This is a genomic window from Microbacterium trichothecenolyticum (assembly GCF_000956465.1).
Taxonomy (GTDB): Bacteria; Actinomycetota; Actinomycetes; order Actinomycetales; family Microbacteriaceae; genus Microbacterium; species Microbacterium trichothecenolyticum.
This window is the reverse complement of record NZ_JYJA01000033.1, coordinates 161285-175975: the sequence shown is the minus strand read 5'-3', so window position 1 is coordinate 175975 and position 14691 is coordinate 161285. Positions and strand designations below refer to the sequence as shown.

The following is a 14691-nucleotide window of genomic DNA, read 5'->3' as shown; positions in this document are numbered from 1 at the left end:
CCCCTTCCGGGAGCTGTTCGATCGCACTCGTCGTCGATCACGCACCTCAGGACGAGGACGGATGCTGCGGCCGCTCGGCGACGAATCGCACCGGTCCCGCCAGCCCGGCCGGCGAGCGGCGTGCGGTGGGCTCGAAGACCCGCGTCATCGGCGTGGACATCTCACCGCTCGGCGCGGCCGACTCGGCGATGAGCCGGTTGCGCCACGGGTTGGTGACGTGCACCTCGATCTCGTTCGTTCCCGTGCGGACGGCGCCGCTCACGTCGATGCGGAACGGCGGCGTCCAGGCGACGCCGCAGTCCACTCCGTTGACCCTGACGCGAGCCAGGTCGAAGGTGTCGCCGAGGTCCAGGAGCACGCGCGTGGCGTCTGCGGGCAGGTGGAGCTTCGCGGTGACCTTGTACGTGGCGGTGCCTGAGAATCCCGCGGCGACGGAGTCGGCATCCGTCCACAATCGCGGTTCTGGTCCGAGCGTGAGCGGTGCCGCATCGGGGAGCTCGAGCGTCCAGCCGCCCCGCACCGGCACGTCGACGAGATCGACCCTCCGGGTGCCGGCGCCGGGATCCTCCACGAGGAACAGCGACCCGAATGCGGGGAGCCGCACCGCGTATCGCCGCTCGCCTTCGCCCGATGGATCGAGCGGCGCCAGGTGCAGCGCCTGCACGGTCACCGGGTCCCACGCCGCGAGGCCGACCCGGCTCGTCGCGACGAACGTCCGCTCGCGATCGTCCGGATTCGCCACGAACATGATGCGGCGGCCGCCGACGATGCGCGCGATGCGTCGCACCTCCGTGTCATCCAGTCCGATCGCGGGCTTTACGCCGAGCTCCGTCAGTGCGGCGCCGAGGTCGCGGGTCGGCAGCACGCGCCCCCGGGTACGGGGCAGCGTCCACACCCCATCGCACAGTCGTGCGAACTCGGCGTCGTCATCGGCGAGCGACGGCGATCGGTCCGGGCGGACGCCCACGACCGTCGCCCCCGCGTCCAGCAGCCGCGCGACGTGGCGCAGGGTTGCGATCGTCATGTGATCGCTCGATCCGCCGAGATACAGGAGTCGATACCGCGCCCCGGCCGAGGCGAGCCGGTCGTCCTCCATGCTGAGCAGCGCGAGGCCGTCCTTGCCCACGTAGTCGAAGTCGACCTCCACGGGAACCGCGTCGTCGAACCGCCCGCCGAACAGCGCGGTGACCGGCGCCTCCTCGCCGACGAAGTACGCGACGTCCACGGCGGGTTCACCCGACGAGAGAACCGCCGAGCAGCGTCCCAGGTAGTCGATCCATGGACCGGCGTCGCCGGCCCATGTCTCGTTGACGGTGAAGGCCTGCCCGAGGAACGGCGCGAGCGAGATGCCAGGCGGGGGCGCGGCGAGCGGCTGGTGCGGCGAGGTGTGGATGCAGAACCGCGTCACGCCCAGCGCGAGCTGAAGATCGGCGACGTGCTTGAGGCTCCGAGGCGTCGACGACCAGGGACGATCGAAGCTCGTGAACGCCTCCGCGCCGGTCCACGCCTTGCCATGGACATGGGCGACGGATGCCGCGCCCTTGAGGTCGGCGACATAGGTGGGGCGCGGCCCGTGCTCGGGCAGGAAGGTCCACATCGCGCCCATCGGCACATCGGCGTGCGCGCGCATCGCGAGGTCGTCCCCGAGCTGCGGGCGCTGATCTTCGAGCGCTTCGGCGTAGTACACCATGCCGCGCGCGTGGGCCGCGGCCGCCAGTGTGCCGTAGTACTCGCTCGCGAGCAGTTCGGAGATCGTGCGGCGGTAGTCGTAGAGGAACCGATCGGAGTCAGACGCGGTGCGCACGATGAAGCCGGCGAGAGCCGGAAGCCAGGGGAGCGGGTCGTAGCCCCTCGCGTCGGCGAAGCGGCCCAACAATGCGTCCGTCCAGTTCTGCGGACCCGCCTCGATGCTGTCGCTGAGGAGTGCGGCGAAGCCGTCATCCGCGCCGAAGCGCGCGAGGTGCTCGTCCAGATACGCCGAGACCCGCGGCCCGTCGAGCTTGTCGACCTCGAGTCCGGTGGTCTCCGGCGACGCGGGGCCGTTGGTCTGACCCGTGAGCGACGCCCCGAGCCGCAGGATGGTCCAGAGCCCGGGCGGAGCATCCCACCGCAGGACGCCGTCGGCGACCGACGACGTGACGTCGACGATCGCGTCCGGATCGACGGAGCCTGCGCGGATGCGCGCATCGGTGCCGACCGCGTAGTAGTCGGGCACGACGCCGAACCCCGCCTTGACCTCCGCGTGATGCACGCGGCCGGCTGCGCGCAACGCGAACTCGGACACGACGAACTCCGACATGCGGCGCAGAACGGGGGGAACCCGCACGCCCTCGTCCAGCGCCGGCAGCACCTCCGCCGCGCTCGCGCCGGTCAGCACCAGCCGGAAGCGCCGCGCGGTCGTGGCCGCGAAGCTCACCGTGCGTGCCGGGACGGTCGTCACCGGCAGCACGGCGACCTCCCGGTACGTCACGCCGTCGTCGCTCGCCTCGAGCACGGCGCTCGGGGGCGGGGCGGCGCCGAATCCGCGCGGCCCCGGCAGCCCGACGACGGCCGAGCGCACCGTCACCGGCTCGTCGAAGATCTGCTCGACCCACGCCGACGACGTCGCTTCGGGATCACGGGGAAGAAGCACCGATCCGTCGAACGAGCCGTCGACGAGGCATCCCCAGTCCTCCACGCGCCTGGGGGCAGCTCCCGGAAGGACTGCGGATGCCACCACCTCCGCGGGTCGGTGCGCCACGTGAACCGGGTCCGCCGGCACGGCCAGGACGACGGAATCGGTCGCCCATCGCGGCGCATCGGCGGCGAGGCCCCAGCGCCGGCAATCCTGAAAGAGGCCCGGGACGTCCGGCAGGGCCGCGAGTTCGACGATGCGACGACCGCCGCCCTCGAGGGGCGTCTCGGACCACACGAGCTTCTTCATCGCATCCGCGGGCGCGACCCACGGGCCGCCCGAGGCGCTCCATCCCGACGAGGTCGCGACGGCGAGCTCCATCCCCAGCTCATCCGCGGTCTCGACAGCCGACGCGATCGCGCGGCGCCAGGTCGTCGATCCGGGCCGGACCGCCGCCGGCACGATGAGAGGACCGCCCATGGCTCCGTCGAACAGCTGCACCCCTCTCACGCCGATCGCGTGCAGCCAGCGCAGGTCGCGGCGCACGCCGGCGGGGTCGACGTTGCCGTCCATCCAGTGCCACCAGGCGCGAGGCCGGGCCCCGTCGGGCGGCTCGAGGAAGTCCTGCCAGAGCGGATCGGTCATGGATCCATCCTCTTCTCGACGCCTGAAGGGTGGCGTCCGCACCACTTATAGCCGATATCGCTGATACTAATGTGTGCTTTCGACACAAGTGTGGGAGGGTCTTCTCAGGCGCCGACGAGGGCGCGTGACGACGAGGTCAGAGAGCAGATGACAGTGACGATCGAGAAGGATGCCACTCGCACACTCACCGTGCCTCCCGGAGCGCGGCGCACCCCGCGTCCTCGCGGCCGCAAGCCGCTGATCAGCTTCGGCCATTGGTGGTGGGCGGTGCCGGCCATCATCATGGTCGTCTTCGTGCACTACGCGGCGACACTGACAGGCGGCTTCTTCGCCTTCACGAACTGGACGGGCCTCGGCGACTGGGAGTTCGTCGGGCTCGACAACTTCGCGCGCATCTTCAACGACCCGCTCCTGGTGGGCGCCGTCTGGAACACGCTGTTCCTCGCGTTCGGCTCGGTGATCCTCACGAACATCCTGGGCCTCGGGTTCGCGCTCGCGATAAATCGCACCCTCAAGACCCGCTACATCCTCCGCACGCTCCTCTTCATGCCTGTCGTGCTGAGCCCGCTCGCCGTCGCGTATGTCTGGAAGTTCATCTTCCAGTTCAACGGGCCGCTCAACGGGTTCCTCGCGGCGATCGGACTGCCTGAACTGCAGAAGGTCTGGCTCGCAGACCCCACGTGGTCGATCTGGGCGATCCTGCTCACGGTCGTCTGGCAGCAGACGGGCTTCGTCATGGTCATCTACCTCGCCGGTCTCGCGTCGGTGCCGGTCGAGCTCGAAGAGGCGGCTGCATTGGACGGCGCCGGGATCTTCAAGCGCTTCTGGCACGTGACGGTTCCCGGCATCCGCCCCTCGATCGCGATCGCGTCGACACTCGGCATCATCCAGGGCCTGCGGATCTTCGACCAGATCCTCGCGCTCACCGGCGGAGGGCCGGCGGGGGCGACCGAGACTCTCGCCACGCAGGTCTACAAACAGGCGTTCTCGCTCGGCCAGTTCGGATTCGGCTCGGCGCTCGCCCTCGTGCTGACCGTCATCATCCTCGTCTTCGCCATCCTCCAGCAGTACGCGACCCGCGACCGCGACGCCGCGCGAAAGGCCTGATCCATGTTCCGGTACACCAAGCTCACGGCACTCCGCGAAGTCCTCATCTGGATCGTCGCGCTGATCGGCCTGCTGCCCTTCTACTTCCTGATCAACACGGCCCTGAAGTCCGACAAGGAGGCCTTCACGACCAGTGCGGTCGCTCCGACCACATCGCTCGACTTCGGTGCCTTCATCGAGGTGCTGACCACGGGTGGGCGCGACAGCATCCCGATGGCGATTCTGAACAGCGCCATCATCACCGCGGGCGCCATCGCCGGTCTCGTGCTCTTCGGCTCGGTCGCCGCGTACGTGATCACCCGTCGCACCCGGGCGTGGACGAACGTCACCTTCTACCTCGTGCTCATCGCGATCATCCTGCCCGCGCAGCTCGGCACCGTCCCGCTGTACATCGGCGCGCGCACCGTCGGGCTCACCGGCAACGCCCTCGGAATGATCCTGCTGTGGATCGGCATCCTGCTTCCGCTCTCCGTCTTCCTCTATGCCAGCTTCTTCCGGGGGCTCACGACCGAGTACGAGGAGGCCGCCGTGATCGACGGGGCTTCGCCGACGCAGGCGTTCTTCCGCGTGGTGCTGCCGCTGATGGCTCCGGCGACCGGCACGGTCGCGATCCTCGCGGGCCTGATCGTCTGGAACGACTTCTTCAACTCGCTGATCTTCCTCGGCGGCTCCACCACCCAGACGCTGCCGGTCGCGATGTACACGTACGTCGGCGGGCTCGTCTCGGCCTGGAACAAGATCTTCGCGGTGGTGATCATCTCGATGATCCCCATCCTGATCTTCTACATGGCCGCCCAGAAGAAGTTCATCCAGGGCTTCGCCGGCGGCCTGAAGGGCTAGCCGCCGGGATCCGACTCGATTCGAGAGCGGCCGGATCGTCGAGCGCAGGTGCCCGCGTCAGCGGGTTCCGGTGCATGCCGCCCACGACCACCTTGTTCCGACCTCCGACGGAGACCACATGTATCAGCTCGCACCCAACATCGAACTCCTCTTCACCGAGGCGGGCGATTACCACGACCGCGTGCGCGCGGCGGCGGCCGCCGGCTTCGACGCCGTCGAGATGTGGGGGCCGACAGGGGTCGACGCGCCGTCGACGCCCAAGGACCTTCCCGCTCTCAAGGCCGCGCTCGAAGAGACCGGCACGCAGCTGACCGCGCAGCTTTCGGAGCCGCGCACGCAGTTCATGATCCCGCCGTGGGATCACTCGGAGTTCTTCCGCAAGCTCGACGAGGGCGTCGAGATCGCGCACTTCCTCGGGACACCCCGCCTGGTGGTCGGCAGCGGAACCGGCTTCGGCGGCTGGAAGCGCCAGGTGCAGCTCGACAAGCTCATCGAGATCTACCAGAAGGCCATCGCGCAGATCGACGGCTCGGGCATCACGCTCGTGCTCGAGCCCGTCAACGTGCGGGTCGATCACCCCGGATCGCTCCTGGACCGCACGAGCGAGGGCGTCTATGTCGCGCGCGGCGTCGACTCGCCGTTCTTCGGCGTGCTGTACGACATCTACCACTCGGCCGTCGAGGGCGAGGACATGGAAGCGGAGCTCGCCAACGGCGGCGACCTGATCAGGTACGTGCAGCTCGCGGACGCGCCCGGGAGGGGTGAGCCCGGTACTGGCGACCTCGACTGGCCCGAGCGCCTTCGCATCCTTCGTGCGAGCGGCTACGACGGCCCGATCGGGCTCGAGTACTACCCGCAGACGGCGTCGGCGGAGTCGGTGAAGCACATCGCCGCCTTGGCGGCCTCGGCATGAGCACCCGCGTATACCCCGCGCAGGTCGACGTCGCGATCGTCGGCAGCGGCCCGGCCGGCGCGACCTATGCCCGAATCCTGAGCGAGCGGGCGTCATCGGCGACCATCGCGATGTTCGAGGTCGGCCCCACCGTGTCGGACCCGCCCGGGGCGCACGTGAAGAACATCGCGGACGCCGACGAGCGTGCCCACGCTCAGCGCCGGTCGGAGGGGCCGCACGCTCGCGAGGACGACGACCGTGTCGGCGGCATCGTGAAGTCCGCCCAACGGCGCGCGCGCCCGGGCACCTACCTGCTCGAGTCCGGCTATCAGGCGGACGGCGAGGACGGTCTGCCGGTCGCTGCGTTCTCGAGCAACGTCGGAGGCATGGCCGCGCACTGGACGGGGGCCTGCCCCCGGCCGAATGACAGCGAGCGCATCGGCTTCCTCGACGAGACGGGCGAGCTCGACGAGCTGCTCTCGGAGGGGGAGCGACTGCTCGGGGTCACCACCGACGCGTTCGATGCGTCACCTTATGCGGGGATCGTGCGCGAGCGGCTCGCCGCGGTGGAGGACGCTCATCGGGATGCGGATGAGCGCGTGCAGCGGATGCCGCTCGCGGTGCATCGCCGCGACGACGGGCCGCTGGTGTGGTCGGGTTCGGATGTCGTTCTCGGAGACATCACCCGCGGAAACCCGAACTTCACGCTGTTCGACGAGTCCCTCGTGACCCGCGTGCTGGTCGAGGACGGCCGGGCCGCCGGCGTGGTCGTCACGGACGTCCGGACGGGAGAACGGCGCGATGTGCGCGCCCGCTTCGTCGTGGTCGCCGCCGACGCGCTGCGGACGCCGCAGCTGCTCTGGGCCTCCGGCATCCGTCCCGATGCCCTCGGCCGGTATCTCAACGACCAGGCGCAGATCGTGTTCGCCGTGCGCATGCGCGACTTCACCCCCGTGGTCGATGCGGACGGTGTCCCGCAGACCGGCCTGAGCGAATACACCGGGGTGACGTGGGTGCCGTTCACCGACGACATGCCCTTCCACGGCCAGGTCATGCAGCTCGACGCGTCTCCGGTGAAGCTCGCCGACGACGACCCTGCGGCGCCGGGCTCGATCGTGGGGCTGGGGCTGTTCTGCGCGAAGGACCTCCAGGCCTCGGACCGCGTGGCGTTCTCGGACAGCGATGTCGACGGTTACGGGATGCCCGCGATGCAGCTGCACTACACGCTGAGCGACCGCGACCACGCGACGATCGACCGGGCCAAGGCCGAGATCGTGCGCCTGGGGAAGGCGATCGGCGACCCCCTCGACGACCGCCCGTTCGTGATGCCGCTCGGAGCGTCGCTGCACTATCAGGGCACCGTTCGCATGGGTCTGGCCGACGACGGCGCGAGCGTGTGCTCGCCCGACAGCGAAGTCTGGGGAGCGCCCGGGCTCTTCGTCGCGGGCAACGGCGTCATCCCGACGGCCACGGCCTGCAACCCGACGCTCACGGGCGTCGCGCTGGCGGTCCGCGGTGCACGGCATATCGCCGATGAGATCACCGCAGATCTTGCTTCTGTCTGATTCAGACATTACAGTGTAGAAACTAAGACAAAGTAGTCAGGAGAGAACTGTGATCCCCGATCGCATCATCGAGCAGGGCACGCTGCGGACCGACGGACCGCGTGCCGCGGTCGAGGTCCGGCTGCCCTGGTACCGGGCCCTGCCGGGGTCCTGCATCGCCGGCGCAGAGCTGACGATCGACGGCAAGACCGCCCCCGCGGAGTCGCTGCGCTGGGAGATGAACGGCGCTGAGTTCACGTTCGACGAGCTGCGCACGAACATCGACGAGTGGTGGTTCCCGACGGATTCGGCCGTGCTCTCGGGAGACCTCGACATCGAGGCGGACGCCGAGCACGAGGTGACGGTCGGGCTCACCCTCTACATCCCGTACATCATCATCTCCGACACCGAGACCTTGCACATCGACGAGAAGAACACCAAGACCATGAAGGCGGTGGCGGCATGACCGCGCTCGGCACTCCGATCCAGGGCGTGACCCTGTACAGCTTCACCCGGGCGTTCCATGGCCGGGAGTACGACCTCGAGGGACTCATCCGCAAGACGGCGGCGGACGGGTTCGGACCGGGCCTCGAGATCATCGGCTTCTCCAGCTTCCGCGGCTTCCCGGCGATCGACGATGCGTACGCGGGCTGGTTCCGCGATCTGATCGACGAAGTCGGGCTCGTGACGACCTCGCTCGCCGTCAACGCCGACATCGGCATCCACCGTGATCGCCTGCTGAACCAGGACGAGCTGATCGAGTACATGACCCTGCAGATCAAGGCGGCCGCGAAGCTCGGCTTCCCGATCGCGCGCGTGCAGATCTCGATCGAACCGGACTCGATGGAGGCTCTGGCCCCCATCGCCGAGGCGCACGGGGTCACCCTCGCCCTCGAGGTGCACGCCGACCAGTACGCCTCGCACCCGCGGATCCTCGCGCTGCGTGACCGCTACGAGAAGGTCGGCTCGCCGTTCCTCGGATTCACGATGGACTGGGGCGCCACCGTCAGCGGCTTCGCCCCGTCGCTGATCGAGGCCTACCGTCGCCGCGGTGCGTCCGAAGAGCTGCTCGGACAGGTCGTCGACCTCTGGAACACCTATTACGAGCAGGGCCCGCCGGCCGATCAGGCCGACCACGGCCAGCGCTTCGGCTCATTCATCGGACTCGCTGCGCGCCACGGTCGCCCCGACCTCGGGATCGACTTCGGCATCAACGGCACGGGCCTGTTCGGTCCGGCGCGCGTGGATGACTGGCGCACGATCGCGCCGTGGATCAAGCACGTGCACGGCAAGTTCTTCGGCATCGACGAGAACGGCGAAGAGCCATCGGTCCCGGTGCGCGACCTCGTGAAGCTGCTCGTGGAGAACGGGTACAACGGGGCCATCTCCAGCGAGTACGAAGGCTGGCACTGGAACTACTGGCAGTCCCCGTTCGACATCATCTCGGACGAGCAGGCTGTGCAGCGCTCGGCCGCCGAGGCGGCCGGTTCACGGATGATCACGGACCTCGCCGAGGCCCGCACGCAGCTCGGAGCCTGGCTGCCCAACACCGAAGGAGCACACGCATGAGCGACGGAATCGCCGGCACCGGCATCAAGCTGGGCACCACGCTGTATTCGATGACGAGCGAGTTCGCGGCGGGCCTCTATACGCCCGAGACACTGATCGCCGCGGTCGCCGAAGAGGGCATCGGCCCCGGCATCGAGTTCAACATCGCGCAGCTGCTGCGCACCTACCCCGACGTCGACGACGCGTTCGTCAAGCTCTGGTTCGACTCGATCGAGCGGTTCGGCCTCGAACCGAGCGCGGTCGGCACCAACCTCGACATGGGTCGTCGCAAGGACCGCGACATGACACCCGACGAGGAGCACGAGTTCCTGGCGCGCCAGCTGAAGACCGCGCACACCCTCGGCTTCAAGAGGGTCGTCATCCGCTCTCACGGCAAGGAGCTGCTGCGCAGTCTCCTGCCCCTCGCCGAGAAGTACGACCAGAAGCTCGGGTACGAGATCCACGCGCCCTCCGGGCCGAATGACCCCCACGTGCTGCAGATGCGCGAGATGTACGACGAGCTGCAGTCGGATCGCCTGGGCTTCACCGCGGACTTCTCGTCGACGATGCACTCGCTCTCGCCGACCCTGCTGCGCACGCTCAGCCAGATGGGCATGGACGAGAAGCACTTCTCGGTCATGGACGAGATCTGGCACGAGCCCACGCCGATGCACGTGCGCAACCAGAAGTTCGAGGACTACCTCACTGCCGAAGGAGTCGACTTCCTGAGGTTCGGTCCCTTCACCCGCCTCGCCTTCAACATGCACGGGCTCGTGCCGCCGGAGGAGTGGCTCGACATCATGCCGCAGATCTTCCACGTGCACGCGAAGTTCTACGACATCGGCGCCGACGGCGAAGAGCCCGCGATGGACATCCCGCGCATCGTGAAGCAGTTCGTGGAGGGCGGTTACCAGGGCTACCTCTCGAGCGAGTGGGAGGGTCACGCCTTCTCCGACCTCGGCGAGTCCGACCCGATCGATCTGGTCAAGAAGCAGCACACGCTGATGCGGCGTGCCATCGAAGAGACCGTCGCGCAGCGCCAGCCGGCCTGAGCGCGCACGCACGAGAACGAGCCGATCACAAGGAGTGACATGACCGACACCGTCGTCGACGCATCCATCGCCGGACTGGCCGCCGAGGTGGCCCGGCTCCGTGAGCAGGTCGAGGGCGCCCAGCGCCTCGCCCAGCGTGCGGAGGATCGGGGCCAGGTCGAGAACCTGTTCAACCGCTACATGTACCTGCACAACGCGTTCCAGGACGAGCAGATCATCCCGCTCTGGGTGAAGGAGGGTACCGAGGGCATCCGCGCGCGGTACACCAACGCCGGGCAGTACACCACGTGGGAGAGCGTCACGCGGTACCACCGCGACCGGCCGTCCCCGGTCGGAAAGCTCATCCTCCACGCCACCACGACTCCCGTCATCGAGGTCGCCGGCGACGGGCAGACCGCCAAGGGCGTGTGGCTGATGGCCGGTACGGAGTCGGGCCTGACCGACCCGACGGTCGCGGAGGCGTTCCCCGACATGTACTCACCGGAGGAGGTGCTCGGCAAGAAGGTCTGGGCGCACTGGGTGTGGTGCAAGTACGCGATCGACTTCCTGAAGCAGGACGGCGAGTGGAAGTTCTGGAAGTTCCGCTGCTACGAGCTCGCCCGTGCCCCGTTCGAGGAGAACTGGGTGAGCTTCGGCCAGAAGAACCAGGGCGCCTTCGACCTCGATCTGATGTACTTCGGCGACGACGGCAAGCCCGTCTTCATGCCGCCGGCAGACCAGCCGGTGCCGGAGACGAATCACCCCTACAGCCCCGAGACCGTGCAGAAGCTCGAGCCCGTTCCGCCGGTGCCGCACGACCACTTCACCGACACCTTCGCCTAGGAGACATCATGGCCACTCATAACTCCCTCTTCTCCGAGAAGGACGTCCGGCGCACCGACGACGGGCTGGCCGTCTCGGTGCAGCTGCCCTGGTACCGCAGCCTCTGGCTCTCGGCGGTCGACGGAGTGGCGGCATCCGTCGACGGCGTTCCGGTGCCGACGGAGAACATCCGCTTCGCTCTCGGCGGCCGCGAATACCGTGTCGAGGAGCTGCCCGAGCAGTCCGACACCCTCTGGTTCGTCGCGGACCGTCCGGACGTGCTCATCCACCTCGACGACGTGCCGGGGGCCGGTGCGAAGATCACGGTGGAGGTCGTGCTCACCATGCGCCTGCTGTACATGCAGATCATGCCGGGTGTCGACGGCGGCCCCGGCCGCTATGTGACCAACCGCGTACCGGTGGAGCGGGAACTGGTGCTGGCATGACGCTCCGGGTGGCCATGATCGGCTACGGGTTCATGGGCGCCGCGCACTCGGTCGGGTGGCGGCAGGCGCCGCACGTGTTCTCCCTGCCGGACGACATCGAGATGGCCGTCCTCGTCGGCCGCAATGCCGAGGCGGTGGCGGATGCTGCCGCCCAGTGGGGCTGGGCCGAATCGGCGACGGATTGGCGCGAGGTGATCGCCCGTGACGACATCGACATCGTCGACATCGTGACGCCCGGCGACTCGCACGCAGAGATCGCGATCGCGGCATTGGAGGCGGGGAAGCACGTGCTCTGCGAGAAGCCGCTGGCGAACACCGTCGAAGAGGCCGAGGCCATGGCGGATGCGGCCGCCCGCGCCGCCGCTCGCGGCGTTCGGTCGATGGTCGGGTTCACCTACCGTCGCGTCCCGGCTGTGACGTTCCTGCGGGATCTGATCGCACAGGGCGCGGTCGGCAGGATCGCTCACGTGCGCGCGGCATACCGTCAGGACTGGCTCGTCGACCCTGAGATGCCGCTGGCCTGGCGCTTGCAGAAGGAGCACGCGGGTTCGGGCGCGCTCGGCGACATCGGCGCCCACATCATCGACATGACGCAGTTCGTGACGGGCCTTGACGTGACCGCGGTGTCGGGCGTGCTCGACACGATCGTGAAGCAGCGTCCGCTGCAGGGATCCGGGTCGGGTCTGTCCGGGACCGCGGCAGACGGCGTGGGCGAGGTGACCGTGGACGACGTCGCCATCTTCACCGGGCGGCTGTCCACCGGCGCCCTGGTCTCGTTCGAGGCCACGCGATTCGCCACCGGACGCAAGAACGACCTCTCGATCGAGGTGTCGGGCGACAAGGGCGCCCTTCGCTTCGATCTCGAGGACCTGAACACGCTGTGGTTCTACGACCGCACCGCACCCGAGACCACCCAGGGCTTCACCCGGATCCTCGTCACCGAGGCGCAGCATCCGTACGTCGCCGCATGGTGGCCGGCCGGCCACATGCTCGGCTACGAGCACGGGTTCAGCCACCAGGTCGTGGACCTCGTGACCGCGATCAGCGAGGGCGCCGACCCGCACCCGTCGTTCGCTGAGGGGCTGTCGGTGCAGCGCGTGCTGGCCGCCGTCGAGGAGAGCTCGCAGAGCGACTCCGGCTGGGTGCGCGTCGGTGCGCCGGTCGTGGCCGAGACGAGCGCGGGATGACCCGCTGCCACCGGCGCATCGCCGGATAGGTTCATGACAACAAGCGAAGGAGCTTCGATGCCTCGTCCGATCACCCTCTTCACCGGCCAGTGGGCCGATCTGCCGTTCGAGGAGGTCGCGCGGCTCGCGGGCGAATGGGGCTTCGACGGCCTCGAGATCGCCTGCTGGGGCGACCACATCGACGTGTCCCGGTGGGACGACGCGGAATACGTGCAGTCCCGCAAGGACATCCTCGAGCGCAACGGCCTGAAGGTGTGGGCGATCTCGAACCACCTCACCGGTCAGGCCGTGTGCGACGACCCCATCGACGCGCGGCACAAGGACATCCTCCCGCCTCGCGTATGGGGCGATGGCGAGCCCGAGGGGGTGCGTCAGCGAGCAGCCGAGGACATGAAGAACACGGCCCGGTTCGCCGCGAAGCTGGGCGTGAAGACGGTGAACGGCTTCACGGGTTCGTCGATCTGGAAGGCGGTCGCGATGTTCCCGCCGGCGTCCGACGAGTGGATCGCCGCCGGGTACCAGGACTTCGCCGACCGGTGGAACCCCATCCTCGACGTCTTCGAAGAGGTCGGTGTGCGCTTCGGCCTCGAGGTGCACCCGAGCGAGATCGCCTACGACTACTGGACCGCCAAGGCGACGCTCGAGGCCATCGGGCACCGCCGGAGCTTCGGCCTCAACTTCGACCCGTCGCACTTCATGTGGCAGCAGCTCGACCCGGTCGCCTTCGTCCTCGATTTCGCAGACCACATCTTCCATGTGCACGTGAAGGAGTCGATCACCAACCTCGACGGCCGCAACGGCGTACTCGGCTCGCACCTGCCGTGGGCGAACCCTCGTCGCGGCTGGACGTTCGTGTCGACCGGACACGGCGCCGTGCCGTGGGAGCCGCTGTTCCGCGCACTCAACGCGATCGGGTACGACGGGCCCACCTCCATCGAGTGGGAGGACGCCGGCATGGACCGGCTGGACGGAGCCCCTGAGGCGATCGAGTTCGTGCGCAAGCTCAACGCGATCACGCCTCCCGCTGCGGCGTTCGACGCCGCGTTCTCGACCAAGGCCGACTAGGCCCCGACCCGCAGGGTCCCGGATGCACCGGGACCCTCTTCGGCGTGCCTTCGCACCGCCCCACACGAAGGAGTGTCCGCATGACCGACGTCCTTGACGTGCTCATCCTGTCGGGTCACATGACCCGCGAGCACGACAACGAGTTCCGCAGCTTCCGTCAGCACAACCAGTGGCTGACGACGCTGCTCGAAGACACCGGACGCTTCCGCGTCCGAGTGGTTGAGGACCCCCGCGGTCTGGGCGCCGAGATCATCGACAAGTACGACGTGGTCATCGTCGTCTTCGAGGGCCGCGACGGCTACCACGAGAAGGCCGTCGGCTTCGGGGCGGAGACGGATGCTGCGCTCCTGAAGTTCGTCCACGACGACGGCAAGGGCATCGTCTGGTTCCACGGCTCCGCCGCACAGGAGGATGACTGGGGCTACCCCGACGAGTACAACGTCATGCGCGGCTCTCGGCTCACCGTTGCCGGGGGACTGCGGCCCCGGCCGTGGGGCGAAGCGCAGTTGCGCACGGTCCATCCGCGCCACGCGATCACCGAGGGCATCAACGAGACGTGGACGGTGACCGGGGACGACATCCTCGTCGGCGTCGAGATCCTGGATGGCGCGCAGGTGCTGCTCACGACCTTCGACGACCTCGAGGCCTATGAGAAGGCCCCGGTGTGGCCGATGTCGCACTACCCGGTGGCCATCCCCGCGGAGGGGATCGCGGCGCTGCCCGGCATGAACACCGACCAGCCGATCGCGTGGATCAACGAGTACGGCCAGGGCCGTTCCTTCACGATCACCATCGGGCACGACATCGACACGTTCCGGCGCATCGAGTTCATCCGGATGTTCCCGCGGGGCGTCGAGTGGGCCGCGATCGGCGAGATCACGCTCAACGGCCCGGACCGCCGAGGCGAGCGGCGCTTCCTGCCGTGGCCGTACTACAACAAGGAGGGGTGA

13 protein-coding genes are annotated in these 14691 nt (G+C 68.5%); 12 read left to right on the top strand and 1 reads right to left on the bottom strand.

Annotation, left to right across the window (positions count from 1 at the left end; all coding sequences use genetic code 11):
• Positions 1 to 46: 46 nt before the first annotated feature.
• The gene (locus RS82_RS09365; RefSeq protein ID WP_045298620.1) at positions 47 to 3259 is read right to left on the bottom strand and encodes a glycosyl hydrolase; all 3213 of its coding nucleotides are present in this window, start codon (positions 3257 to 3259) and stop codon (positions 47 to 49) included.
• Positions 3260 to 3406: 147 nt separating this feature from the next.
• Between RS82_RS09365 and RS82_RS09360 the strand changes: the two genes are divergently transcribed.
• From RS82_RS09360 to RS82_RS09305, 12 genes are all read left to right on the top strand, one after another.
• Positions 3407 to 4366 carry a carbohydrate ABC transporter permease gene (locus tag RS82_RS09360; protein WP_045298618.1) on the top strand — a complete coding sequence of 320 codons (960 nt, stop codon included), beginning with the start codon at positions 3407 to 3409 and terminating at the stop codon, positions 4364 to 4366.
• 3 nt (positions 4367 to 4369) lie between these two features.
• Positions 4370 to 5206: a carbohydrate ABC transporter permease gene (locus RS82_RS09355; RefSeq protein WP_045298615.1), complete on the top strand. Its 837-nt coding sequence runs from the start codon at positions 4370 to 4372 to the stop codon at positions 5204 to 5206.
• A gap of 118 nt (positions 5207 to 5324) precedes the next feature.
• Entirely contained in the window at positions 5325 to 6119 is a 795-nt protein-coding gene (locus tag RS82_RS09350; protein WP_045298613.1) for a TIM barrel protein, read from the top strand.
• Positions 6116 to 7663, top strand: a complete 1548-nt coding sequence (locus RS82_RS09345) for a GMC oxidoreductase (RefSeq protein WP_045298611.1) — start codon at positions 6116 to 6118, stop codon at positions 7661 to 7663. Before RS82_RS09350 ends, RS82_RS09345 begins: the two co-directional genes overlap by 4 nt.
• A gap of 49 nt (positions 7664 to 7712) precedes the next feature.
• Positions 7713 to 8108 (top strand): C-glycoside deglycosidase beta subunit domain-containing protein, encoded by a 396-nt coding sequence (locus RS82_RS09340; protein WP_045298609.1) that lies wholly within the window; start codon positions 7713 to 7715, stop codon positions 8106 to 8108.
• Positions 8105 to 9211, top strand: coding sequence for a sugar phosphate isomerase/epimerase family protein (locus RS82_RS09335; protein ID WP_045298606.1), 1107 nt, complete (start codon positions 8105 to 8107; stop codon positions 9209 to 9211). Before RS82_RS09340 ends, RS82_RS09335 begins: the two co-directional genes overlap by 4 nt.
• Positions 9208 to 10242, top strand: coding sequence for a sugar phosphate isomerase/epimerase family protein (locus tag RS82_RS09330; RefSeq protein WP_045298604.1), 1035 nt, complete (start codon positions 9208 to 9210; stop codon positions 10240 to 10242). The genes RS82_RS09335 and RS82_RS09330 overlap by 4 nt, the downstream gene beginning before the upstream one ends.
• 39 nt (positions 10243 to 10281) lie before the next feature.
• Positions 10282 to 11064, top strand: coding sequence for a nuclear transport factor 2 family protein (locus RS82_RS09325; RefSeq protein WP_045298602.1), 783 nt, complete (start codon positions 10282 to 10284; stop codon positions 11062 to 11064).
• Positions 11065 to 11072: 8 nt separating this feature from the next.
• Positions 11073 to 11489 carry a C-glycoside deglycosidase beta subunit domain-containing protein gene (locus RS82_RS09320; protein ID WP_045298600.1) on the top strand — a complete coding sequence of 139 codons (417 nt, stop codon included), beginning with the start codon at positions 11073 to 11075 and terminating at the stop codon, positions 11487 to 11489.
• A complete protein-coding gene (locus RS82_RS09315; protein ID WP_211255897.1) occupies positions 11486 to 12676 on the top strand; it encodes a Gfo/Idh/MocA family protein in 1191 nt (396 codons plus the stop codon). The genes RS82_RS09320 and RS82_RS09315 overlap by 4 nt, the downstream gene beginning before the upstream one ends.
• A gap of 57 nt (positions 12677 to 12733) precedes the next feature.
• Positions 12734 to 13741 carry a sugar phosphate isomerase/epimerase family protein gene (locus RS82_RS09310; RefSeq protein WP_045298598.1) on the top strand — a complete coding sequence of 336 codons (1008 nt, stop codon included), beginning with the start codon at positions 12734 to 12736 and terminating at the stop codon, positions 13739 to 13741.
• A gap of 80 nt (positions 13742 to 13821) precedes the next feature.
• A complete protein-coding gene (locus tag RS82_RS09305; protein ID WP_045298596.1) occupies positions 13822 to 14691 on the top strand; it encodes a ThuA domain-containing protein in 870 nt (289 codons plus the stop codon).